20 protein-coding genes and 4 pseudogenes are annotated in these 22,909 nt (G+C 57.7%); 8 read left to right on the forward strand and 16 right to left on the reverse strand.

Going from position 1 to position 22,909, the window contains the following annotated elements; genetic code table 11:
• The first annotated feature begins 17 nt into the window (after positions 1-17).
• From urtC to BD293_RS19445, 7 genes are all read left to right on the forward strand, one after another.
• Positions 18-1,076, forward strand: a complete 1,059-nt coding sequence (urtC, locus tag BD293_RS19415) for an urea ABC transporter permease subunit UrtC (protein ID WP_281286717.1) — start codon at positions 18-20, stop codon at positions 1,074-1,076.
• Positions 1,073-1,801, forward strand: a complete 729-nt coding sequence (gene urtD, locus BD293_RS19420; RefSeq protein ID WP_142085172.1) for an urea ABC transporter ATP-binding protein UrtD — start codon at positions 1,073-1,075, stop codon at positions 1,799-1,801. Before urtC ends, urtD begins: the two co-directional genes overlap by 4 nt.
• A gap of 9 nt (positions 1,802-1,810) precedes the next feature.
• Complete coding sequence (urtE, locus tag BD293_RS19425) at positions 1,811-2,506, forward strand: urea ABC transporter ATP-binding subunit UrtE (RefSeq protein WP_142085174.1); 696 nt, start codon at positions 1,811-1,813, stop codon at positions 2,504-2,506.
• A 69-nt stretch (positions 2,507-2,575) separates the two neighbouring features.
• Positions 2,576-3,616 carry an aliphatic amidase gene (locus BD293_RS19430; protein WP_142085177.1) on the forward strand — a complete coding sequence of 347 codons (1,041 nt, stop codon included), beginning with the start codon at positions 2,576-2,578 and terminating at the stop codon, positions 3,614-3,616.
• Between the two features lie 127 nt (positions 3,617-3,743).
• The gene (locus tag BD293_RS19435) at positions 3,744-4,898 is read left to right on the forward strand and encodes an AAA family ATPase (protein ID WP_142085179.1); all 1,155 of its coding nucleotides are present in this window, start codon (positions 3,744-3,746) and stop codon (positions 4,896-4,898) included.
• A complete protein-coding gene (locus BD293_RS19440) occupies positions 4,876-6,036 on the forward strand; it encodes a transporter substrate-binding domain-containing protein (RefSeq protein ID WP_246086409.1) in 1,161 nt (386 codons plus the stop codon). The genes BD293_RS19435 and BD293_RS19440 overlap by 23 nt, the downstream gene beginning before the upstream one ends.
• 67 nt (positions 6,037-6,103) lie before the next feature.
• Positions 6,104-6,709 carry an ANTAR domain-containing response regulator gene (locus tag BD293_RS19445; protein ID WP_142085181.1) on the forward strand — a complete coding sequence of 202 codons (606 nt, stop codon included), beginning with the start codon at positions 6,104-6,106 and terminating at the stop codon, positions 6,707-6,709.
• A gap of 159 nt (positions 6,710-6,868) precedes the next feature.
• On the opposite strand, the gene BD293_RS19450 is transcribed toward BD293_RS19445, so the two are convergent.
• The 3 genes and pseudogenes from BD293_RS19450 to tnpC (BD293_RS19460) form a co-directional block, all read right to left on the reverse strand.
• Positions 6,869-7,165, reverse strand: coding sequence for a hypothetical protein (locus BD293_RS19450; protein ID WP_142085183.1), 297 nt, complete (start codon positions 7,163-7,165; stop codon positions 6,869-6,871).
• Positions 7,165-7,380, reverse strand: a pseudogene (locus BD293_RS19455) (transposase domain-containing protein); the annotation flags it as partial. The gene BD293_RS19450 and the pseudogene BD293_RS19455, both read right to left, overlap by 1 nt.
• A 13-nt stretch (positions 7,381-7,393) precedes the next feature.
• Positions 7,394-8,002, reverse strand: a pseudogene (gene tnpC / locus BD293_RS19460) (IS66 family transposase); the annotation flags it as partial.
• 102 nt (positions 8,003-8,104) lie between these two features.
• On the opposite strand from tnpC (BD293_RS19460), the gene BD293_RS19465 reads away from it, so the two are divergent.
• Complete coding sequence (locus BD293_RS19465) at positions 8,105-9,352, forward strand: IS256 family transposase (protein ID WP_142085185.1); 1,248 nt, start codon at positions 8,105-8,107, stop codon at positions 9,350-9,352.
• 3 nt (positions 9,353-9,355) lie between these two features.
• Here BD293_RS19465 and tnpC (BD293_RS19470) read toward each other — a convergent pair.
• From tnpC (BD293_RS19470) to BD293_RS19525, 13 genes and pseudogenes are all read right to left on the reverse strand, one after another.
• A pseudogene (gene tnpC, locus BD293_RS19470) lies at positions 9,356-10,297 on the reverse strand (IS66 family transposase); the annotation flags it as partial.
• Positions 10,298-10,365: 68 nt separating this feature from the next.
• Complete coding sequence (gene tnpB, locus BD293_RS19475; RefSeq protein WP_142085187.1) at positions 10,366-10,713, reverse strand: IS66 family insertion sequence element accessory protein TnpB; 348 nt, start codon at positions 10,711-10,713, stop codon at positions 10,366-10,368.
• Complete coding sequence (tnpA, locus tag BD293_RS19480; RefSeq protein ID WP_142085189.1) at positions 10,710-11,126, reverse strand: IS66-like element accessory protein TnpA; 417 nt, start codon at positions 11,124-11,126, stop codon at positions 10,710-10,712. The genes tnpB (BD293_RS19475) and tnpA overlap by 4 nt, the downstream gene beginning before the upstream one ends.
• Positions 11,127-11,186: 60 nt before the next feature.
• Positions 11,187-12,638, reverse strand: a pseudogene (gene tnpC / locus BD293_RS19485) (IS66 family transposase); the annotation flags it as partial.
• 62 nt (positions 12,639-12,700) lie between these two features.
• Positions 12,701-13,000 carry an IS66 family insertion sequence element accessory protein TnpB gene (gene tnpB, locus BD293_RS19490; protein ID WP_142085319.1) on the reverse strand — a complete coding sequence of 100 codons (300 nt, stop codon included), beginning with the start codon at positions 12,998-13,000 and terminating at the stop codon, positions 12,701-12,703.
• Positions 13,001-13,087: 87 nt separating this feature from the next.
• Positions 13,088-14,101 carry a tyrosine-type recombinase/integrase gene (locus BD293_RS19495; protein ID WP_142085191.1) on the reverse strand — a complete coding sequence of 338 codons (1,014 nt, stop codon included), beginning with the start codon at positions 14,099-14,101 and terminating at the stop codon, positions 13,088-13,090.
• Entirely contained in the window at positions 14,098-14,673 is a 576-nt protein-coding gene (locus tag BD293_RS23635) for a tyrosine-type recombinase/integrase (RefSeq protein WP_425467956.1), read from the reverse strand. The genes BD293_RS19495 and BD293_RS23635 overlap by 4 nt, the downstream gene beginning before the upstream one ends.
• Before the next feature lie 867 nt (positions 14,674-15,540).
• The gene (locus tag BD293_RS19505; RefSeq protein WP_142085195.1) at positions 15,541-16,734 is read right to left on the reverse strand and encodes an IS91 family transposase; all 1,194 of its coding nucleotides are present in this window, start codon (positions 16,732-16,734) and stop codon (positions 15,541-15,543) included.
• A gap of 12 nt (positions 16,735-16,746) precedes the next feature.
• Entirely contained in the window at positions 16,747-17,634 is an 888-nt protein-coding gene (locus BD293_RS19510) for a tyrosine-type recombinase/integrase (RefSeq protein ID WP_142085197.1), read from the reverse strand.
• Positions 17,635-18,044: 410 nt separating this feature from the next.
• Positions 18,045-18,209, reverse strand: a complete 165-nt coding sequence (locus tag BD293_RS22840) for a hypothetical protein (RefSeq protein ID WP_170207239.1) — start codon at positions 18,207-18,209, stop codon at positions 18,045-18,047.
• A gap of 394 nt (positions 18,210-18,603) precedes the next feature.
• Positions 18,604-19,074 (reverse strand): hypothetical protein, encoded by a 471-nt coding sequence (locus BD293_RS19515; protein ID WP_142085199.1) that lies wholly within the window; start codon positions 19,072-19,074, stop codon positions 18,604-18,606.
• Positions 19,075-19,173: 99 nt separating this feature from the next.
• A complete protein-coding gene (locus BD293_RS19520; protein ID WP_142085201.1) occupies positions 19,174-21,372 on the reverse strand; it encodes a ParB/RepB/Spo0J family partition protein in 2,199 nt (732 codons plus the stop codon).
• Between the two features lie 134 nt (positions 21,373-21,506).
• Positions 21,507-22,694 (reverse strand): helix-turn-helix domain-containing protein, encoded by a 1,188-nt coding sequence (locus BD293_RS19525; RefSeq protein WP_142085203.1) that lies wholly within the window; start codon positions 22,692-22,694, stop codon positions 21,507-21,509.
• Positions 22,695-22,909: the final 215 nt, after the last annotated feature.

Here is a 22,909-nt window from a genome sequence, read left to right on the forward strand (position 1 = left end):
TTTTCGCATTCGTTATCATGCTTGCAGTGCCTTCGGTGCTAGGTTTTGACGGGTTCGAATTGAACACGTTTGCACGCTATTTGGCGCTGGCTATGGTCGCGATGGCATTGGCGCTTTCTTGGGGGACTGCAGGGATCCTGAACTTAGGCCAAGCCGCTACATTTGGGATCGGTGCCTATATCATGGCCATGCACCTGAAGCTGAAGAATAGCGTCAACAACCCCGGGGGCATGCCTGACTTCATGGGGTGGACCAATGTCGACAGGTTGCCATTGTTCTGGGAACCGTTCCATTCGTTGCCTGTCACGCTGATTGCCGGATTTGTCGTCCCAGCATTGGTCGCGGGCTTGATGGGGCAGTTTATGTTCCGCGGCAGAGTGACAGGGGTGTTTGTCGCGATCATCATGCTGGCTTTCCTTGTGGCCTTGCAGCTGATCTTTATCGAAGAGCAACGCTATACTGGCGGGCAAAACGGGCTGACCGGACTAGCGCCACTGGTTCTGGGCGGATGGCGCGTTGATAACTATAGTGTTGAATTCTACTATCTTGTTGCAGGCTGCCTGATTACTGCGCTCCTAATTGGGGCGCTGGTGACGCGAAGCAAATTTGGCCTGATCTTGCGCGCGATCCGCGACGATAATCTGCGGGTCCGATACTTCGGATACGACGTGGCGCGATATGAGACAGTTGTGTTCTGTCTTTCAGCCGCAATCGCTGGCTGGGCCGGCATGCTGTATGTGTTGGTACTGGAATTCGCTTCACCCACATACATGGGAGTCGCCTTTAGCTTGGCTATTGTCATCTGGTGTGCCGTCGGCGGACGTGAGTCCCTGCTGGGGGCAGCCATCGGAGCGATATTGGTCAACCTAGCCGAAGGGCGGCTGTCGGATGTTTTCGTCGAAGGCTGGCTCTTGATACTTGGCCTAATGTTTATCTTCTTTGTAATCTTTCTGCCACGCGGGTTGTACGGGCTGATGCGCAGCACCTTTGCGCTGATCAGAAAAAACAAACCGCGGATGGAAAGCCCGGGTCGCCCAAATCCAGACCCCCATGTATCAAAGGAAACTGCGTCATGAGCTTTCTGGAAATACGCAACCTCACGGTTCAGTTCGGCGGTTTGAAGGCGGTGAACGATCTAAGCCTCGATGTGAAAGCCGGCGAGTTGCGCTGTCTTTTGGGGCCGAATGGAGCTGGCAAATCCACGATGCTTGATCTGATTTGCGGCAAGACCAAGGCGACCTCCGGACAAATATTATTTCAGGGTCAGGACATCACCTGGCTGAAGGAGTACAAGCGCGCGCGCCAAGGCGTTGGCCGCAAGTTCCAAGTGCCATCTGTTTTCAAACAGCTGACCGTGCTGGAAAATCTTGAAGTCGCCCAATCTCGAAAGGCGGGTGTGCTGGATGCGCTTCTGGTATTTCGAACGCCAGTCCGCGGTCGGATCAAAGAGGTTCTTGAGCGCGTCGGCCTGATAGAAATGATCGACACTCACGCGGGCAACCTCTCGCATGGTCAGACGCAATGGCTTGAAATAGCGATGTTGCTGGCACAGGACAGCAAGCTGATCCTGATGGACGAGCCCACCGCAGGCATGACCATTCAAGAAACCCTCAAGACGGCCGAGATATTCAATACATTGAAAGGCGAGCACACGCTGATTGTTGTCGAACATGACATGCAATTCGTGCGCGAAGTAGCCGAACGCGTCACCGTGATGAACCAAGGCAGCGTGCTGGCTGACGGCTCCATCGCTGAAATCGAAGCAGACCCTCGGGTCAAGGCCGTGTATCTCGGACATTAGGAAAGACACATGCTTCAGGCAAAAAACCTCTATTCCTATTACGGGAAAAGCCCAGTTTTGCAGAATATCGGCTTTACGCTGGAGCCTGGAAAATTGCTAAGCGTGCTTGGGCGCAACGGCGTGGGCAAGACCACATTGATGCGGACGATCATGGGGCTGACTGACCGTGTTGAAGGGACTCTGACTTTTGATGGCAAAGACATCGCAAGCTTGCCGACCAGTGATCGAGCGCTTTTAGGCATCGGTTATATCCCGCAGGGCCGCGAGGTGATCCCGCGGTTCACTGTGGAAGAAAACATTGTGATGGGTACCTATGCACGCAAAGACGGAAGCCGTGATATCCCCGAATATATCTTCGATTTGTTTCCAGTCTTGCGCGAATTTCTTCATCGTCGGGGTGGAGATCTTTCAGGGGGACAACAACAACAGATCGCCTTTGCGCGGGCCCTCGCAATGAAACCCAAATTGTTGATCCTGGATGAACCAACAGAGGGAATTCAGCCAAACATAGTGCAGCAAATTCACGAAGTTATAACCCGGCTAAATCGCGAATTTGGGCTCACGATCGTGCTGGTCGAACAGAACGTGCCGTTTGTGCGCGAGGTATCTGACCAGTTCATCGTAATCGACAAGGGCCGAGTGGCCGCTGTGGGCACCAGCCAAGACCTGACGGACGAACTTATTGATCGTCATCTGACTTTCTAATGCAGTCTGCCAGAAACTCTCGACAGTCGCACCAACCCAACTACGGGAAAACAAGAGGAGACCAAACCAATGAGACACGGAGATATCTCTAGCAGCGACACAACTGTCGGCGTTGCAGTTGTAAATTATAAGATGCCTCGGTTGCACACTAAGGCTGAAGTCATGGAAAACGCGCAGAAGATCGCAGACATGGTTGTTGGAATGAAGAAGGGTTTACCGGGTATGGATCTTGTGATCTTTCCCGAATACAGCCTGCAAGGCATCATGTATGATCCAGAAGAGATGATGGAGACGGCCGTTTCCATTCCCGGTGATGAAACCGAGATATTCGCCCGCGCCTGCCGCACAGCCAATACATGGGGTGTCTTCTCTTTAACCGGCGAGAAGCATGAAGATCACCCGCGCAAGAACCCTTACAACACGCTTATCCTGATGAACAATAAGGGTGAAATTGTTCAAAAGTACCGCAAGGTTATTCCATGGTGCCCGATCGAGGGCTGGTATCCGGGTGGTGCCACCTACGTCTGCGAGGGGCCCAAAGGGCTCAAGGTCAGCATGATAATCTGCGATGACGGCAACTACCCCGAAATCTGGCGTGATTGTGCCATGAAGGGTGCCGAACTGATCGTTCGCTGTCAGGGTTATATGTATCCCGCAAAAGAACAGCAGGTGATCATGTCGAAGTCAATGGCATGGGCCAATAACTGCTACGTTGCGGTGGCCAATGCTGCGGGTTTTGATGGGGTCTACAGTTACTTTGGACACTCAGCCATTATCGGTTTCGATGGTCGCACGCTAGGTGAATGCGGCGAAGAGGAAATGGGCATCCAGTATGCGCAACTCTCGATCCCCGAGATCCGTGATGCCCGCGCCAATGACCAGTCGCAAAATCATCTCTTCAAGCTCCTGCATCGCGGATATACTGGCGTTCATGCCGCCGGTGACGGTGACCATGGGATTGCGGATTGTCCCTTCGACTTCTACAAGACTTGGGTAAATGACGCCCAGAAAGCCCGTGAACAGGTTCAGGCCTTTACCCGCACAACTGTTGGCGTTGCCCAGTGTCCGGTCGGTTCGCTACCGAACAAAGCAAAAGAACAGGAAGCCTGAGATAGCTTGTGGTCTGGGGGCGGCACCGTTCCGCCCCCAAGCCCCTTCAGCATAGTGACTGTCTCTAACTGCAGCTTCACTCAAATTGACTTAAAATCGTGGTTCGCACGATTTAGGAGTGCGACTGATGCCTTTTTTGAATGATATGCTCGAGGACACTGAACGTCGCCGACGCGATGCTCTAGCCTTACAAGCCGAAACACTGTCATCAAAAGATGTCGTCGGTGCGCATCTGGCTTCGGGTGCAATCAACAGCCGTTTCCGATTCGATATCGATGTGATCCGTCAACATCTTGAGCATGAGATTATTGGCCAGGATGATGCTTTAGCAGGTATTATTGATATGCTTAGCATCGTTCGCGCGGATATCGCAGATCCGCGACGGCCACTTTACACAAGTCTCTTGCTGGGTCCGACTGGGGTCGGCAAGACAGAGATGGTGCGGGTTCTGGCCAAGGCGATGCATGGCGATGCAGACGCCCTGTGCCGAGTCGACATGAATACGCTGTCGCAAGAGCACTACGCCGCAGCGATTTCTGGCGCGCCACCTGGTTATGTGGGATCAAAAGAGGGTCGAACCATCCTAGATCAAGAGAAAATCGAAGGCTCCGCCGGGAAGCCTGGAATAGTACTGTTTGACGAGTTCGAAAAAGCCAGCGCCGAAGTTGTGCTGTCACTCCTCAACGTCTTTGACAACGGCATTTTGACCGTAGCATCTGGCGAGCGCGTCTATTCCTTCCGCAATGCAATAATCTTCATGACATCCAACCTTGGCACCGAACATCTGCGTCGAGAGGCTATCCGACAGACGAAGCCTTGGGCAACGCTGCTGAACGCCGGCAAGACCCGCAAACAGCGTCTGCATACAATCGCTCAAGATGTGCTTCTGGAAAGTTTCCCACCGGAGTTTGTCAATCGTATTGACCAGATAGAGGTATTCAATTGGATCGATCACGAGAATGTTGAGGTTTTGATTGCCTTAGAGATGGAAAAACTCAATCGCCGCCTGAACAAACACGACTGCCTACTTGAAATTTCACAAAAACTGCGTGACCATATCGCCTTAAACGGATTTGACCGCCAATTTGGAGCGCGCTCCTTGAGGCGGGCTGTGAGGAGGTTTGTGGAAGTGCCATTCGCGCGCTTTCTGCTCGGAAGCGAAGCAGCCAGTACGGCTGATGTGGCTGGGAAATCCTTCACCGCGGACCTAGTTGCGGGCGAGGCTGTTATCCTGCGTTCGGATGAGGCTGGAAAAGAGTATGATGAATTCTCGCGAAGATAATGGTTCCTGGAAGCTTGGCGTCTTGTTTTCAGAGACGGGTGTCACGTCGGTTATAGAAAAGTCACAGAGGAATGGTGCCCTGTTGGCGATCGGAGAGATAAATTCAAAGGGCGGCGTGGGAGGGCGGCCCCTGGAGCCGGTAATTTATGATCCACGTTCGATTCCTGAAGAATATGGTCGTCTGGCTGAAAAACTAATTTCTGAAGATGGCGTAAGGCTGTTGATTGGATGCTACATGTCCTCAGCACGCAAGGAAGTGCTTCCTGTGATCGAGAGGCGCAATGCACTGTTCTTTTACCCCACGCTCTATGAGGGCTTCGAGTATTCGCCAAATGTAATCTACGGCGGCGCGTGTCCAAATCAGAACAGCGTACCGCTAGCCAGCTACCTGTTAGAAAATTACGGTACGCGCTTCTATTTTGTGGGCTCCGATTACATCTACCCCCGCGAGTCTAACCGCGTGATGCGCAATATATTGCGTCAAGGCGGTGGTGAGGTGATTGGCGAGCACTATCTACCTGTGACGGTGGGCAAGGAGGGTTTTGCGGATATTTTACTGGATATAGAGCGCACGAAGCCCGATGTGATTTTCTCGACGGTTGTCGGCGAAGGAACGATTAATTTCTACCAAGCCTATTATGAAGCAGGCCATGACGCGCGCAAGGTGCCCATTGCCAGTCTAACAACAAATGAAGCTGAGATTTCTGCTATTGGCGCAAAGGCTGCCGTTGGTCACATAACTGCTGCGCCTTATTTCCGCACTATTAACACGGCTAAAAGTCGCAGATTTCTTCAAAGCTATGCGAACATGTTTGGGTCGGATGAGCTAGTAACAAGTTGCTGTGAAAGTGCATATTTTCAAGTACACATGTTGGCAGAGGCGTTGGAGCGCGAGAAATCACTTGATATCGAATGCCTGCGCGAGCAATTACTGGGAAGCACATGGGACGCTCCTCAAGGTAAAATCAAGATCGACCCTGACAACAACCACACATACCTTCATGCGCGTATCGCAAAAGTGGATAGCAAGGGGGATTTTATTGTCGAAAGAGAGGTTCGCCGTTCGATAAAGCCCGATCCATACCTTGTAACACCGGATTTGAATGATCGAAGGTTTCGTCTGCAGCAAGCGTCCTGATCATTATGCTCTGTCTGACTGAACATGACGTGTAAACCGAATAGGCACCCCGCATTGTGAAAACAGCATGACAAACATGATTGCGGAAGTTCGTACGCTCAATGTTCTTGTTCTGCATCCGCGGGACTCTGATTGTGACGACCTGATGCAGCAGGTCGTTCGGATTGGATGTAAGGTGGAGACACTATGGCCCGTCCCTGAAAGCCTGCCGACGAATGTGGATGTGGTCTTTATCGAAATCCGCGAGGCGATCTCGCCTGCATTGGCAAGACTTTTCCTGCAGCGTCTCGAGAGACGCCCGACAGTTATTGGGATCATTGGCTACGAAAATCCTTCAGTCATGCAATGTATGCTCAATCTGGACGTCCATGCGGTGATCAGTAAGCCGTTACGTGCTTTTGGGGTGCTAAGCTGTATACTTTTGGCTCGTCGGGTATGGCAGACGCAGATCGATTCTTTCAAAACCGAAGAAAAGCTCAAACTGAAACTTGAAAATATCCAAAAGATCACAGAGGCAAAGTTTATCCTCATGCGGCTTCATACCATAAACGATCAAGACGCTTATAAAATTATCCGAAGCCATGCGATGTCGCGCCGCACGTCAACCATTGAGATTGCGAACGCTATCATTAATGCAGACGGGCTACTCAGCAATCTGAATGTCAAGAAATAATGGCTCGGGTCGAACACGATTACGTTGAATCTTTGAGATCCAAATCGGGCTTAAATTATAGTTCATACTGATTGGCGGATAGGAGGTCGACAGTATTCATCCGGCGGGGGCCGTCTTTTTGGGTTGAGGTTTTGCGGTTAAATCGTAACCGGCCGGTTGTTACCGCAGTGATTGGGCCTTGATGCGGGCGACGAGTTCTGCGTCGTGGACGAAGTCGTCGAGGAATTCGTGCCAGCTTTCGGTTGTAATACGGGCATCCCTGAGCATGTCGGTCAGTTCTTCGATGCCGTCGTCGGTCAGTGCGGTAATGGCTTCGTCCGGGCCGGTATGGACGGTGACGATTAATCCGTAGGTCAGGTTATCATCGTTCCAGACGATGGCCTCGAGAAGCTCCAGGTCTTCGTCCATCATCTTGGCGGCGTATTCGAGGGCGTAGATGTGGGTGATGGCAGCCATCAAGCGGCCTCTGCGTTTGGGACGGCGAGTGGCGACCAATTCCATGGCAGCAGTTCGTCGAGGCGATTGATCTTGTGATCGTGTATGCGGGCCAGGATGTCAGCCAGGTAGGCCTGCGGATCGAGGCCGTTCAGCTTCGCGGTTTCGATTACTGTCATTGCCCGCGCAAGCGTTTCAGCTCCGGTGTCAGCCCCCGCGAAGTATCCGTCCGGTCTGACTGGCGTTGACTTATTGAGCAGTCCAGTTCCAGGGCATCAGCTCGTCGATATGGGGCATTTTGTGATCTGCGACGCGGGCGAGGACCCAGCGCAGCCAGGCTTCGGGATCGACATTGTTCATGCGACAGGTTTCAATGAGCGTATAGGCGATTGCGGCAGCGTCGCCGCCGCCCTTTGATCCCATGAACAGATAATTCTTGCGCCCGAGAGTCACCGGTCTGATTGATCGCTCGCAGATATTGTTGTCCAGTTCCAGCTTTCCGTTCTCGAGATATGCCCGGGCCTTGGGCATGCGGCCGAGCGCATAGCGTATGGCTGCTGCCAGGTTCGACTTGCCGGAAATCTTGGGCAATTGCAGCGAAAGCCATGCCTCGAGGTCATCAAAGATCGGCTTCGCCTTTGCCTGCCGCAGGACCACACGTTCTTCAGAGGGTTTGTAGCGCGCCTCTTTTTCCACGGCATAGAGGGCGGCGATGCGCTTGATTGCTTCTTCGGCGATGGCAGAACCTTCGCTTTCATAGATATCGACGAACTTGCGGCGGACATGAACCATGCAGGCCTGCTCGCTGGCGAGCCCCGCCCCGAACAGATCATTGAACCCGGTGAAGCCATCGGCATGAGCTATGACTGAATCTGGTGTTTTGGGGATTTGAAAGCTGGCGGTGCATCTGGTTGGATTGTCGTTGCGACACAACCCGCCAACCGAAGAGGACGCACCACCATGGACGAGAGTAACATTGTTGAATTTGCCGGTCGAGATGCGATCGCGGACCCATTGACGGAACTTCTGCGCAAGGGCGCGCGGGAATTGCTGCAATCTGCGGTGGAAGCCGAGCTTGAAACTTTCATGGCCCAATTTCAGGACCGGAAGACAGCCGATGGCCATGCTGCGGTTGTCCGCAACGGCCATCATCCGGAACGGGCCGTGCAGACCGGTATCGGGCCTGTCACGGTGAAGGTTCCCAAGGTGCGTTCAAAGACTGGCAAGCCCGTCACCTTCCACTCCGCGCTGGTCCCGCCCTATGTGCGCAAGGCCAAGTCACTGGAGGCGGCACTGCCCTGGCTATATCTCAAGGGTATTTCCACCGGCGAGATGGATGGGGCCCTGAAAGCCCTGCTCGGCCCGGACGCCGCGGGGTTCTCGGCAAACACCGTCGCGCGGCTCAAGTCGAAATGGGCCGCTGAATACAGCGACTGGTGCATGGCCGATCTGGGCCGGGATGACTGGGCCTATCTGTGGGTCGATGGCATCTATAGCGGGCTGCGCGCGGCCGAGGACAGGCTCTGTGCGCTGGTCGTGATCGGCGTAAATGCCCGTGGCGAAAAGCACTTCCTCGCCATCGAGGATGGTGTGCGCGAGTCCACGCAAAGCTGGCGCGAGGTGTTGCTTGCGCTGAAGGCACGGGGTCTGAAGGCGCCGAAGCTGGCCATCGGGGACGGTGCCATGGGGTTCTGGGCCGCGCTGGAGGAGGTCTTCCCCAAAACCCGCCAACAGCGATGCTGGGTTCACAAGACGGCGAATGTGCTCAATTGCCTGCCCAAACGCTCGCAGCCCAAGGCCAAGAAAATGCTGCATGACATCTGGCAGGCTGAGACCAGGAAAGACGCCGAGGCTGCCTTCGATCTGTTCATCGAGACCTATGAGCCGAAATATCCCAAGGCTGCCACCTGCCTGATCAAGGACCGGGAAGAGCTGCTATCTTTCTACGATTTTCCAGCGCAGCACTGGCAGAGCATCCGCACCACCAACCCTATCGAGAGCACCTTCGCCACCATCCGTCACCGGACCAAACGCGCAAAGGGCTGTCTGACCCGTCCCGGAATGCTGCACATGATGTTCAAGCTCGCGCAATGCGCAGAGACAAGCTGGCGCAAGCTGCGCGGCTTCGCCCACCTCGCCGACGTCATCGAAGGCGTCGATTTCATCAACGGCGTCAAGCCATCAACCCCAGATCAGGCCGCCGCATGACAAGCCCCAAACACCAGATTTGACAATAGCTCCATCGGCATGGATCACACCCTTATATCCCTTGAGGTGGGATGAGGGGTGCTCGCCCTTGCGATCCACACTGAACTGATACCAGACGCAGGGCGGGGCTTGTCCGCACCACGGACGCTCATCGCGCACATAGCTCCACAGGCGTGCTGTTTGCGCCTTGCCTTTGGCCTGCATCTTGACGGGCGTGTCATCGGCAAACAGGGCAGGTCCGGCCCGAACCAGCTTGCCGATATGGGCCGCCAAGGGTTCCAGAAGTGCTGTTGATCGCCCCACCCAATCGGTCAGCGTGGAGCGGTGCAGGTCGACCTTGTCACGAGCATAGATTTCGGACTGGCGATAGAGCGGAAGGTGATCGCAATATTTGCCGACCAGCACATGGGCCAACAGACCCGGACCAGGACGCCCGCGGGTGATCGGGCGTGAGGGCAGTTCGGCCTGAGCAAATGCCTCGCAACAGGTGCAGGCCATTCGAGGCCGCACGATCCGTTTCACCACAAAATGCCCGGGGACGTATTCCAGCTCTTCTGTCACGTCCTCGCCGAGTTGCTTGAGCGCACCACCACAATCGCCGCAGCTATCGCCCGGCGACAGGATTTCTTCCTGTCGCTCAAGGTGATCGGGCAGCGGTGCGCGATTGTGGGTGCGTTTGGCAGGAGCCTCTTGATCAGCATCCGTCTCGGGGGCTGTCTTTTGCGCCTCGGAAGCCGCCGCAATTTCGGTATCTTCCTGAAGGTCGAAGGCCAGCTGATCCATGGCCTCGGATTTGCTGCCAAAACGGGCCTTGCGATGTCCCGCCAGTTCCTTCTTCAGCTTCTCGATCTGATAGGCCTGCGCCTTGATTTCGGCCGCCATCAACTCGCTGACTGCACGCAGCTCAGTGGGGTCTTCGGGCAGGGATTTGAACGTCGCGCGCATGCGTATTTTATATCCGAACAGCCTCCTGAACGGAACACAAAATGCGCATAAACCCTTGTTTTACTGGCTCATCCAGCCTGCAATGGTCGCCATGTCCGCGCAGGCATCCGCCAGTCAATGCCTTCCAGCAGCATCGACAATTGCGCTGCTGAGACACAGATTTTACCGTCCTTGGCCGAAGGCCAGACAAACCGCCCTTTCTCGAGGCGTTTCATGAACAGGCATGCGCCCTGCGTGTCCCACCAGATGATTTTCAACAGGTCACCCCGACGGCCACGGAACACGAACAGGTGGCCAGAATAAGGGTCTTCGGCCAGCAGTTTCTCCGTTTGTGCAGCCAGCGTGTTGAAACCTCGGCGCATATCCGTGACACCCGCTGCCAGCCAAACCCGCGTGTTGTTCGGCACCGGGATCATGCCGTCAGCCCCTGCACCAAGCCCACGACCGATGCCAGCGACGTCGGGCCTTCCACCAGAATGCGCCGCCCGTCCGACAGCGCGATATCCACGCGCTGCGCCAAAACAGCAGGGCCAGGATCAGCCGCCACGTCATTCATTCGTGCAGGAGTGAGGGGCCTTTCCAGCGCGGGCGTTTCAATCTCGACTGGCAGGAAAACGCCTTCAAGAGCGATGCTCTCCTCCGGCGACGACCCACCCTCCGCAGGCGCGAACCGGGGATCCTTCAGCCATTTGAAAATCAGGTTCGCGTTCATCGAATAGCGCCGCGCAACTTGTGCAACCGAAACGCCTGGCGTCAACGTCTGAGCGCAAATCGTGCGCTTCTCGTCATCAGACCAGTTCCGCTTCTTCAAACCCTTTTTCCCTGCCATCACCGACCTCAAGATGTCCACTATCGATGGTGGACACTATCACCCACTCCTTCGCGCAGGCAGGGCAGTCAGACCGGACGGATACCCCGCGAATAACCAATTCTTTCTTCCGATTCCAATAGGTCTGAGGGCGCGCTCGGCCGGATTGTTATCAATGGCAACCCGCCCATCCTCAAGAAACAGGCTGAACGCGGCGCGTCGGCTGAGGCCATAGCGGAAGGCTTTCGCCAGATCGCCCTTGCCGGGGATCAGCGCGAGCTGACTCTCGGCCCAGGCGAAGAAAGCGTCGACCTTCGGCGCGCTGTGTTTCTGGCGTGCGGCAAGGCGGATATCGGCGGTCTGACCAGTGATTTCGCGCTCAATGTCATAAAGCGCGCCGATACGGTCCAGCGCCTCGCGGGCGATGGCAGATTTCGTCTTGCTCCATTCATCATGGAAGTCGCGGCGCAGATGCGCCCAGCATGCCGCCTCGCGCAGGCGGGGCGTCCCGTCAGGGTCTGGAGCGTAGAGTTTGGCATAGCCCTTGTAAGCGTCCGCTTGCAGAATGCCGCGGGTATTGGCCAGATGTCGATGGACGTGTTCTTCTTTCCAATCGGGGGCGAAGGTGTAGACTGCGCCCGGGGGTGAGGCACCTGCCCAAGGCCGCTGGTCGCGGATATAGGCCCAGATCCGGCCCTTCTTCACGCCCTTTCCCAAGCCCCTGTCGCGCAAGGATTTGTCCAGAACGCGGATCGGGGTGTCATCGGCATGCAGCAGATCACTGGCCATGACATCCGCCTCGATCCTCTCGATCAGCGGGGCCAGAACCTTCATCGCGCGCCCGCACCAGTCGACCAGCGTGCTGTCGGGAATATCCGCGCCCATGCGCGCGAAGATTTCGTTCAGGCGATAGAGCGGGATATGATCGTCGAATTTCGAGACCAGAATGTAGGCCAGCAGCGCCGCGCTTGCCATGCTGCCAGGGATCGGTCTGCTGGGGGCAGGTTCCTGCACCATCTTCTCGCAACGGCGGCAGGACTTCTTCAGTCGCGCGATCTGCAGGACCTTGAGCTGTGCCGCCACCAGATCCAGCATTTCGCTGACATCCTCGCCAACAAGACGCAGATCCCCACCGCAATCCGGGCAGCAGGTGCCAGGATCAAGTTCACGGCGCTCGCGTGGCGTGGTGTCAGACACGCGAGGGCGACGGCGGGGCTTGTGCTCAGCGGTATCTTTACTGGCATCTGCAGACGCGTCATCTGCGGCATCCTCATCCGCGGTGGCGCTTTCGGCGGCTGCGATCAGCAGGTCTTCCAGCGCCAGTTCGAGCTGTTCGATCTCTCGCTCGACCTTCTCCGAGGATTTGCCAAAAGCCTGCTTCTTCAGCTTTGCGATACGCAGCCGAAGGGTTTGGATCAGCTGATCGTGGGCCCGGATTGTCGCTGACATCCGCGCATTCTCTGCCTGCAATGCAGCGATCATCGCCTTCAAAAGCGCGGGATCTTCAGGCAGGATTGCGGCATCGTTTTGCATGTCGCTGGCTATCATAGTTGATCAGGATATGCCATAAAAACAAGGCATTTCAGGTGGATAAATCACCCCACTCGCGCTGGTGGCGCACCCCAATCCGGCCGCCGCCAGTCGATCCCCTCCCAAAGCATGGCAAGTTGTGCCGATGTCAGGCGCGTAGCCCCGGAGACCGTGTTCGGCCAAGGGAAACGCCCGCGCTGGAGCACCTTGTAATACAGGCAAAACCCCTGGCCATCCCAATAAAGGAGCTTCAACCGGTCACCCTTGCGGCCCCGAAACGCAAACACCGCGCCGCCCGTCGGCTTCTGGCGCAACACGTCCTGCGCCAGCGCCGCCAGACCTGCGATCCCCTTGCGGTTATGCAGAGCTCTGCATAAGCGTAATTATGCGCAGCGCATGATTATGTAGAGCGGCTGGCGGTTCTATTGAATCGCCAGCGCCTTATGGCGGTTTTACTGCGCATAATCCTTACGGTGCCGCACATCCTGGAGCATGGCGATGACCTTGTCCGGCGCCTTGAATCTGCCGGGTGTGAGGGTTGGAGGCTGCATCGCCGCGAGGGCCTCGAGTTTCTCAGTGGGATCGGCGCGCAGATATATCTCGGTGCTCTGGAGCGTGGCATGGCCAAGCCAGAGGGAGACCTTCCGCACGTCGTGGGTGGCGTGGAGCGTGTGCATGGCGCAAGTGTGACGCAGGACGTGGGGCGTGACGCGCTTTTCGAGGATCGAGGGCATGGCGGCGGCGGCACGCTTCACGTGTTTGGCGAGGATATATTCGAAGCCGGATCGAGTCATGGCCCGGCCGCCGCTGTTGAGGAAGAGTTCGGCAGCTCGGACCTTCGGCCGGATGGCAACCCAGGCCTTGATGGCAGTGGCGGTCTCCTTCCAGAGGGGCAGCACGCGCTCCCGTCGTCCCTTTCCCATCACGTGGACGCTCGCCCAATCCCGCTGATCGATCTGCTCGAGCTTCAGGCCGGTCAACTCGGAGACGCGCAGGCCGGCGGCGAAGGCGAGATGCAGCATGGCCCTATCCCTGGTTCCCGACGCAGTTCGTGGATCGGGCGCGTCGAGAAGCGCCTTCATCTCGTCGCGCGACAGGTGGGTCACCAATGCCTCGTCGGTCTTCTTCATCGGAATGGCATGGATGCGCCCGGCCTGATCTAGGCAATGCGGCAGGCGGTATTCGAGGAAGCGGAAAAATGCGTTGATCGCCGCCAGGCGCGCGTTGCGCGAGCGGGCGCTGTTGCCGCGCTCGACTTCGAGATGCTCTAGAAAGTCGAGGACGAGCTCCGCGTCGATCGCCTCGACTTCGAGTTCGCAGGGGTTCTTTCGAAGTCGCCCGGCCGCAAAGACAACGAGGAGCTGGAAGCAGGTGGCGTAGGCGTCGCATGTATGCGCGCTGGCGCGCCGGTCCCGCGGCAGATGTTCGCGCAGGAACGCGGCGAGATGGGGTCCAAGCAGGGTCATGTCGCGCCTCCCCGGTGTAGCGCTTCGCCGGCTTCGGCGATGGCGGTCATCAAGGTCGGCGTCGCCTGCAGATACCAATAGGTATCGGTGACATGGGCGTGGCCGAGATAGGTGCTCAGGGCGACCATGTGTCGGTCGATCGCGGCGCGGTCGCTTCCGCATCGCTCCAGAGACCGAACGGCGAAAGTGTGTCTCAGATCATGGAGGCGCGGCCCAGGTTTGCCCGCCGGAGGGCGGATGCCGACGGATCGGGTCAACTCGCGAAAGACGGCTCCAACCGTGTTGTAGGACGGGCTGGTTCCGGCCGTCGAGCGCAGGAGCGGTGCGTCCGCGCAGGCCGGGTGTGCGTCGAGCCAGACGTTGAGCGCGTCGCGCGTGCTCTGGTGGATCGGGACGAGTCGACTCTTCCTGAACTTCGTCTCCAGAACGAGAAGACCGTCCTCGCCAAGGTCCCGCACCCTTATCAGTTCATCTATCTGACATTGCGCGATCTGGTCGAGACCCACGGGATTTCGGACAGTCTGGTCTTTGATGGCGAGGTGCAGACCTATCTGGCGCGCTTCCTGATGCATCAATGCGGTTTTTTCGACCACGCGACACCCAATGTGCAACTGGCCAATTGCCTGGCAGGAGTCTGGGCTGCGTTGCCGCTGGTCAGCGGGCCAGAGCGCGGGCAATCCGCCTATGCGGCCGATGGGATTAACAAGGCCTTCGCCGCGCCCGAAACCGTGCTCGATGTTCTGGGCCGTCGGTTCAAATGGTGACGGCAGCTCAAAGTGGCGCCAGCAGTAACCCTGCGCAACGAGGCGAATGAACCAGCCCCTTGGCCTGCACCAAGTACGTCAAGAGCAATGTCCTCGACTCGCCGCGCTTCCAGATTCGATTCCTTGCTTCTTATGCCCGTCCATGGGGCATAGCGACCGGCCGCTTCTTCTAAATGTAGCGGCGCAGCAATTTGTTCCCCTAACATCAACGTCGACCACTCGCTTCATGCCGCATACCGTGTGACCATCCACAATGAGGCTGGTGTTGTCACATGCAGCGCAATTCCTGAGCGACCGCTTTGATGAACGACTATGTAGAAGGCCGACCGGCGGCTTAGGTGAAGGTTTTCTGATGCGGGTCGCGGCGATCCGCTGCGCACTGGCGCGACCACGACCCGCGTTGGAAAACCTCCCAAGGAGGAAGCCGCGGGGGTCTTGGATCAACCTATGGGGAAAGTGCGCGCACGATTGGGGCGACGGCTGCGTCAAGGGTGCGGCTGAAGGTGTGCATTGCGCCCACGACTGGGACAATCAGGCCTGATGATCCCGGAACCACTGAACAATTTGGGATGAAAGCTATCGTGTTGCGCGTCGAAGGAGGACGGGCACAGCCCTTCGTGACCGGGTCGGCGTGATGCAGCCGGTGGCGTTCTGCGTCATCTGACTGGCGGTGTGTCATGCGACCTGCTCCCGTGGTGGCGCGCGCGACATCGGTTTTTGTCCGCGACGGAAGATCTCGATGATGCGCATGGGGCCACCGCAGCAGGGGCATGGTTCGCGCAGGGTGAGTGGGATGACCTCGGGCTCTGGAGTGGCGGGCTGTTCGGGGCGCTGGACGCAGAGCAAGGCGCGGATCTTTGTGATGTTGACCTTGCGGGTTGAACTGGCCAGCAGGCCATAATGCCGGATGCGATGAAAGCCGTCAGGCAGCACATGGATAAGAAAGCGGCGGATGAACTCGGGCGTGGCCAGCCGCATGACCTTTTGGCGGTCGCCGGATTTGATGCGGTAATCCTTCCAGCGAAAGGCGACAGTTTGGGCGTCAGCGCTGACCAGGCGCGCATTCGAGATGGCGACGCGGTGGGTGTATCGGCTCAGATAGGCCAGCACGGCCTCGGGCCCGCCGAAAGGCGGCTTGGCGTAGACCACCCATTCTGATTTGCGGAACGGGGCGAGCCAAGCGGTGAAGGCATCAGCCTGCGCTAGCTGTTCGAGATCGCCGAAGAAGGTCAGCTGACCGGCCCGGTGCAAATCCATCAGCCCCTCCAGAAACAGGCGCCTGAACAGCCGCGACAGCACCCGCACATGCAAAAAGAACCCCGGGCGGCAAGCGACCCACTTGGTGCCGTCGGGCGACAGGCCACCGCCGGGCACGATCATGTGGATGTGCGGATGATGGGTCAGCGCCGATCCCCAGGTGTGCAACACGCTGGTCATGCCTACCCGCGCGCCCATGCGCTTGGGATCGGCCGCAATGGTCATGACCGTTTCCGCAGATGCCCGGAACAGCAGGCCATAGACCGCCTTCTTGTTCCAGTAAGCGATTTGCGCGATCTCGGCTGGCATCGTGAAGACGACGTGGAAATATCCCACCGGCAACAGATCCTCGGCGCGCGCTTCCATCCAGTCGCGCGCCGCTGGCCCCTGGCACTTGGGGCAGTGCCTATTTTTGCAGGAGTTGAAGCTGATGTGATGGTGGCCGCATTTGGTGCAACCGGCCACATGCCCGCCGAGCGCTTCGGTCCGGCAGGCCTCTATCGCTGACATCACCTTGAGCTGGGAGAGACTGACATGCCCCGCATTGGCCTGCCGCCACGCAGGACCATGGGCACGGAAGATGTCAGCGATCTCCAGCTTCGGCCGGGACATCCCGGCGCCCGCTCACTCCAGACTTCGCTTCACCGTCTGATCTTGCAACTTGGCCAGCATCTCATAGGGGCTGACGGTGTCGCGGATCGTCTTGGTGGCCACATGGGTGTATCTTGCAGTGGTCGTCAGCTTGGCGTGGCCGAGCAGCACCTGGATCACACGTATATCGGTGTTGGCTTCCAGTAGGTGTGTCGCAAAGCTGTGGCGCAGCGTGTGCAATGTGGCAGGCTTCTTGACTCCGGCCATATGTTTGGCAGAGGTGAAAGCGCGGTTCAGTTGACGCGGTGAGATCGGGCTGATCTTCGGCAGGCCCGGGAACAGCCAGCCTTCAGGACGTGCCTCGCGCCACCAGGCCCGTAGCAACTCCAGCAAGCCGGGTGACAGCATGACCTTGCGGTCCTTCTGACCCTTGCCCAGCTCGACATGGATCAGCATCCGGTCACTGTCGATATCACTGACCTTGAGGTTACAGACCTCGGCGGCCCTGAGCCCGGTACCATAGGAAATGCTGAGCGCGGCGCGATACTTGAGCCCTGGTCCGGGTGCGGCCATCAGGATGTCGGACACCTCCTCGACGCTGAAGACAACAGGCAGTTTGCGCGGCTCGGTACGGAATTGCATGTAGCGCTTCATCTCTTCGCGCCCGCAGGTCATGCCGAAAAAGAACCGCAGCGCCACGATCCGCGTGTTGAAGGTTGACGGCGTAATCCCCGTATCTGTCATATGCAGCTGATAGGCGCGCAGATCCTCCGGCGTCGCGGTATCAGGCGAGCGACCAAGGAAGGCCGCAAAATCCTTGATTGCCCGGATGTGGGACTTCTGCGCCTTGTCGCCCATCCCGCGGATGCGCATGTCTTCGATCATCCGCTGGCGCAGCGGGGTTACTCTCTCCTCTGTCATGGAAACCTCCTGTCTGATGATTGAGAAGACCCCAATCGTCAAACAGTTCGCTCAGATCGCAAAATGCGCAGCGTTCTGGGCGTCGCACGCCATCAGCGGCAAGCACCAATGCCGCGAAGCGGCTTCGTCCAAGGGCCGGGAACGTCGTCGGCCCAGCCGCGCGAGGGCGGATCGCGCATCCCTGCTCGAGTCGCTGCAACAAGCCGCGCGCGATCAGATCGACCGGCCGCTTTTGGCGCGCATCCGAAACGGCGCGCTCTGTTTTGTTGACGTGCGGCGTTCAAGTCGGCGTATGGATCGCAGGCCAATCACATTGGCCCCTTATGTCGCGCCCGCGTTTTGGCGCGGGACGGCGATGGGCCCGGGGGCGCCATGCGCCATGCCCGGGGCTTTCGCAAAACCCGTGGGGATTACTCCCACGGGTCGATCTCGGCCAGGAGAGCGACCTCGTCGCCGTCGATGTCATCGGCGGGGACCGCGCCATAGGTGCCATCCCCTGCCTGGAAGACGACGATTGAGACCATGAGCGTGGCGGCGAGTGAAGTGGCGAAGGCGTATGCATCTTTGCGGGACATCTTTTTGGCTCCTGTCTTTGGAGGCGAGGGACCATCCCCCGCGCGACAGGACCCCGCAGGGCCAAAGACTGGCTGACATCACCGGGTGCGTTCGGACTTGCTCCGAATCCGGCCGGCGGCACGGGCTTGCCCGTAGTCCGACCCCTTGCGGGTTGATTTTGATGCCTGGATTTGGGCCAAGGAAGGGCATGGCGAGCGGGGGATGGTGCCTTGACGGCAGGAGCCGTTTGTCCCGAAGATGCATGGGTTTTCGCCAGCCTTGCTGACCGGATATGGGTGCGGATGTCTTCCTTGGGGATGGCGCCTCGGGCGCGCGTTTGCCTGTGAGCCATTGCGACAGGTCATCTTGTGGGAGAGGCCCGCACCTGCGGACCCCTCGGGTTTTGTGAACGTCTCAGGCGGCGCGATCCACGCCCCCTGCCCCATCGCTGTCCTCGGCGACGATCTCGAGGCGGGCATTGCTATAGCCTTCCTTGGCGATCCACAGCTCGGCGGCGGTGATGGATTCCGCCAGATACAGCAGTTCCGTGTTGCCACCGAAATCCAGAAGCACGCGCACCTGCCCCGGCTTGGGCTCCTGCGCCACTTCGAATGTAAGCTGGCTCTCCGCCGAGTGGCTGCGCATGATGGTGACGAGGATCACCCCGTCCGAGGCGAAATTCCCCTCATGCAGTGTAAAACTCGCCGGAGCAGTCCAGGTCCGATAGACGCGGGGCGGTTCTTTCTTGACCAGACGCCCGACACCGTTGGAGCGCTCCCAGGCCGCGAGCTTGCGGGTAAAGCGTGCAGGCGGTTTGGGGGTGTGGTCGGTATAGCGGATCAGCGCCCCCAGGGGGGCTGTGTTGAGAATGGTTGTTGCAGACATGGTTCCTCATCCCGAATGCGAGCATTGCACTGCATCCTGTTGATATTGTGACATAAAGGGGAATTGAGGGCGGGTTTCCCCGCCCTCGGGTGGCTTTGCCTATTCCGCAGCCATCATGGCCTCAGCCGCATCCGGCAGATCATCGGTCAGGAAAGCTGGAAGGTCAGCATCACTGACGCTTTCCAAAGCCTCAGAGCCGATATCGGCCCCCTGCCTTTCCGCGACATCTTCGCCGTCCAGTACTGCCAGATCAGCGCGGCGCAGGACCTCGGGCAACCAGCCGGAGCCTTTGAGCAGCCGCTCGGCCTCGGTCGCCATTTCGCCCTTCTTGAGGTGATCGAGGAGTTGGGCTGTCCCCTCGCCTTTCGCCTCGCGCACGGCCTCAATGATACGCGCCTTGGGCACACGGTTGAGATAGGTGTCGACTGTCGGCTCCCAGCCAGCCGCGACCATGTCGAGATCGACAGCTTGGGCCAACCTGTCTGCCTGCGCCATGCGGCGTGTCAGGCCAGAGGCCGAAATGCCCGCGCCATAAGGGTTGACCTTTTCATGGAGCGCATTGATCCCGAAGCTGAGGCAATGGGCCAGCAACGACAAGCGGTTGCTCTGGTCGAGCACTGACAGATAGTCCCAGAGCACACCCTCATCGCCAAGCGGCAGATCGGCTTCCCATGCGGCGTGGCGATCATCGACGGCAAGCGCCACGGCACTGTCTTTCAGATCCGGCGCCTGCGCAGGCAAGTAGACCTGCCGGACCGAGGCCTCGAGACAACCACCGGACGCCGCCCCCGCGCTGTGGAAGGTGTCACCCACCAGCTTCATCAAGAGCAGCGTGAGTGCAACATCGGGAGACCGGCCAAGGGCCTCGCGCAGAGCCAAGGTGCAATGCGCGGTCAGTTCCTGAACCAGTCGCTCAGGCAAAGGCTTCAGGGCACCATCATCCTCGTCCTCCGGCAGACCGGCCCCAAGCAGCTGCCCGCCAGAGGTGATGATGGTCCCGACATGCGACCCGGCATCACTGCCATGATGATCCAAGTCCGAAAGCCCAGTATCACCCCCCTGCCCCGCAGTCGCATGATTGGCGTCTTCCTGGACCGCGGTCTCCGCACGCGGCTCATCCTCGGGACGGACATAGCCGCGGTAAACTGACAGCTGACCCGAACGGTCAAGGGTCACGAAGGCCCCTGCCCGCGTGACCTCGTCCGGATCGAAGATCAGCGGCCGCGCCTCGATGGCTTCCATGGCTTGCTCGAGTTCCCCCAGCCTGGCATCAACCTCTTCGGGGATTTCATCCTGACCGGCATACTCACCCTCAAGCGCGCGATACTCAGCCAGCAGCGCAGCATGGGACGTGCTCTCCTCATCGCTCAGTGGCGCAGGATCACCGGACAACCGCTGCAGTCCGTGGCTGTAGCCATAGGGCAGGTCGAGCGCGACCTCGATCCACTTCCAGCCCTCGGTAGCGATTGCTTCGGCCTCAGCCTGCAGCCGATCCGCGACAAGACGATCGAGCAGCGCCACATCTTCAAGCCAGCCGCCATCATCGCCCTGAAACAGATCGCGCAGGATAATGCCACCAGCGGCCTCATAGACATCAGCACCAACAAACACGGCACGACGATCCGAGGCGCGCACCGAGGTCTCGGTCAGCATGCGCCGGATCTGAAATGGCTCCTTGTTCCACGAGGATGAGATCACATCCCAGACCTGCATCTGGCGGTCGTGATCCGGATTGACGGTAAAGGCCATGAGCTGCTCGAGCGTCATGCCATCCTCGGCATAAACATCCAAAAGGGCAGGGGCCACAGAGGCCAGCTTCAGCCGCTGCTTCACCACTTGCGGCGTGACAAAGAAGGCCGCGGCGATCGCTTCATCGCCCTGGCCTTTCTCACGCAGCGCAACAAAGGCACGGAACTGGTCAAGCGGGTGCAGAGCGACACGTTGCATATTCTCGGCCAGTGAATCATCTTCCGCCAGAATGTCAGACCCAGCCTCACGCAGGATGCAGGGGATGGGGGCTTTCCTGGCCAACCGCTTCTGCTTTACCAGCAAAGCCAGCGCCTGAAACCGCCGACCGCCTGCAGGAATTTCATACATGCCGGTCTCGGTGCCATGGTCATTCAACACCGCCCGCACGCTCAAACCCTGCAACAGGCCACGCCGTGCAATATCCTCGGCCAGTTCCTCCACCGATACACCGGCCTTGATGCGCCGGACATTGGACTGGCTCAGCATCAGCTTGTCGAAAGGAATGTCCTTGGATGCGGACAGGGTAATTCTCATAGCAGATTTCGCCATCAGATCATCTCCACAACGGGCGTCGGAAGCCACTCTCCCGATCTCACTTCCCGTCACCCTCAAACCAACAAACCTTTCCCTCTCGAATGCCGCATGGCTGTGTCAACCTCAGTGCGCTAGGACGTTTTGATCTATCAATTGATTTGTGCATGAAGGCGAAGTTGGCCATGGCCAACTCTTGTGTTGCAGCTGCTAGTTAAGATTTTTGATAGGTAGTTATCAGGGTTTTTGATTAGATCGATTTTACATGCAATCTGATCTGCTATCTGAATTGCTTCGGTTACACCAAGAAGAGATACGGCCTTTCCCATAAGCCCACTATTTATTCTCAGCATTTTTCCGAATTCAAACAGCACCTGTAGGAGTCCATGCTCCGATGTCGGTTGGTTTGGATAGAAAGCAGGTATTTCAGTTAAGCGAGCCCAAAGTTCTGCTACCGAGTTTGGCAACAGTTTTCTTGTATTTGATTTTGGAGTCTCTTTGTGCCGGACATTTTGTCCGTCTGAGGCGGTCACCTTGCTTGAACAAGGTGACCGCATGTGGTCTCGGGGCTGTTGGGGTTCGGAGCTGTTGGCCACGGCCAACTCCTGCAAAGGCGCGGCGTTTTCCACTGCGTTCGCATTTTGGAGAATTAATTTAAGTCTGGTGATGATGCTGCTTGCTTGTAGTACAGTGACTCCGGCACGGCGCATACTGTTTCCGGTAGCTTCCACGAAGTTAAGCGTTTCGCCCTGAAGGCCGAGCCTGAGGCATTCAACGCGCAACTTTTGGATGTAGGCCTTCATGCCTCGAAGTTCATCGGCTTCATGACGATGTTTCTGAGACAGTCTAAGGATTTCCCCAGATCGAGCGAGTAGGGGTGAAAGGTCGATGCCGAACGCTCCGATGACTTTACCGTTACGCATAATGGGGAATCGTTTGCCGTTTGCGCTGTCACGACGCAGGATCAGATTGGCTGCTTCAAGTTTTTCAAGGTGTCGCCGGAGTTGTCTGTCTGATATTCCTTTTGCACGGAAACACAAAGTGTCGTTGCAAGCGAACACGGTTAGCAGGGTTAGTGGCGTGATTGGGCTGTCGTGCCCAGTTTTTGGGTCGCTACAGGGGAGGCAGCTTAAGAGTGCGTCAAGCACAACTACCGAAGACGGCCGCAGCCCGAGCGTGCGGCCTGTTGTGTTAACGGCCGCCATTAGAGCACGCCTCGTAACAGGCGCGAAATGTGGCTGGTGTTCGATCGTGCCGATACCAGTGAAAGAATTGATGAGTGTAGACGCACAGCTCGACTGTGCCTCGACCTCAATGGCCGTGACTTCTTCGTGTTCCATCTGTTTTCAGACAGCAAAAAGATACCGGTCACCGAAATCGGTGTTGCAGTGATTCGATTTTTTGGGTACCAATAGATTGCGAGTAAATCGGGACCCTCTGGAGTGCTTCACCGCCTTCGGGGGGTTTCTTTTGCGCTACGTCTGCCTCCTTTTTGATTGTTTCGTACCTGCTTGACCATGGTTGACCATGGCCAACCTCTTAAATATCAATCACT

The sequence above is a fragment of the Roseinatronobacter monicus genome (genome assembly GCF_006716865.1).
Lineage (GTDB): Bacteria > Pseudomonadota > Alphaproteobacteria > Rhodobacterales > Rhodobacteraceae > Roseinatronobacter > Roseinatronobacter monicus.

Excerpts from the sequence above, each read along its gene's own strand:
- BD293_RS19510 (WP_142085197.1), bottom strand. The coding sequence starts at position 17,634 with ATGACAGAGGAGAGAGTAACCCCGCTGCGCCAGCGGATGATCGAAGAC.
- urtD (WP_142085172.1), top strand. The coding sequence starts at position 1,073 with ATGAGCTTTCTGGAAATACGCAACCTCACGGTTCAGTTCGGCGGTTTG.
- BD293_RS19465 (WP_142085185.1), top strand. The coding sequence starts at position 8,105 with ATGGACGAGAGTAACATTGTTGAATTTGCCGGTCGAGATGCGATCGCG.
- BD293_RS22840 (WP_170207239.1), bottom strand. The coding sequence starts at position 18,209 with ATGTCCCGCAAAGATGCATACGCCTTCGCCACTTCACTCGCCGCCACG.
- BD293_RS19440 (WP_246086409.1), top strand. The coding sequence starts at position 4,876 with ATGATGAATTCTCGCGAAGATAATGGTTCCTGGAAGCTTGGCGTCTTG.
- BD293_RS19430 (WP_142085177.1), top strand. The coding sequence starts at position 2,576 with ATGAGACACGGAGATATCTCTAGCAGCGACACAACTGTCGGCGTTGCA.
- urtE (WP_142085174.1), top strand. The coding sequence starts at position 1,811 with ATGCTTCAGGCAAAAAACCTCTATTCCTATTACGGGAAAAGCCCAGTT.
- BD293_RS23635 (WP_425467956.1), bottom strand. The coding sequence starts at position 14,673 with ATGCATCAGGAAGCGCGCCAGATAGGTCTGCACCTCGCCATCAAAGAC.
- BD293_RS19520 (WP_142085201.1), bottom strand. The coding sequence starts at position 21,372 with ATGGCGAAATCTGCTATGAGAATTACCCTGTCCGCATCCAAGGACATT.
- BD293_RS19505 (WP_142085195.1), bottom strand. The coding sequence starts at position 16,734 with ATGTCCCGGCCGAAGCTGGAGATCGCTGACATCTTCCGTGCCCATGGT.
- tnpB (WP_142085187.1), bottom strand. The coding sequence starts at position 10,713 with ATGATCCCGGTGCCGAACAACACGCGGGTTTGGCTGGCAGCGGGTGTC.
- urtC (WP_281286717.1), top strand. The coding sequence starts at position 18 with ATGCTTGCAGTGCCTTCGGTGCTAGGTTTTGACGGGTTCGAATTGAAC.
- BD293_RS19495 (WP_142085191.1), bottom strand. The coding sequence starts at position 14,101 with ATGACCCTGCTTGGACCCCATCTCGCCGCGTTCCTGCGCGAACATCTG.
- BD293_RS19515 (WP_142085199.1), bottom strand. The coding sequence starts at position 19,074 with ATGTCTGCAACAACCATTCTCAACACAGCCCCCCTGGGGGCGCTGATC.
- BD293_RS19525 (WP_142085203.1), bottom strand. The coding sequence starts at position 22,694 with ATGGAACACGAAGAAGTCACGGCCATTGAGGTCGAGGCACAGTCGAGC.
- BD293_RS19450 (WP_142085183.1), bottom strand. The coding sequence starts at position 7,165 with ATGGCTGCCATCACCCACATCTACGCCCTCGAATACGCCGCCAAGATG.
- tnpA (WP_142085189.1), bottom strand. The coding sequence starts at position 11,126 with ATGGCAGGGAAAAAGGGTTTGAAGAAGCGGAACTGGTCTGATGACGAG.
- BD293_RS19445 (WP_142085181.1), top strand. The coding sequence starts at position 6,104 with ATGACAAACATGATTGCGGAAGTTCGTACGCTCAATGTTCTTGTTCTG.
- BD293_RS19435 (WP_142085179.1), top strand. The coding sequence starts at position 3,744 with ATGCCTTTTTTGAATGATATGCTCGAGGACACTGAACGTCGCCGACGC.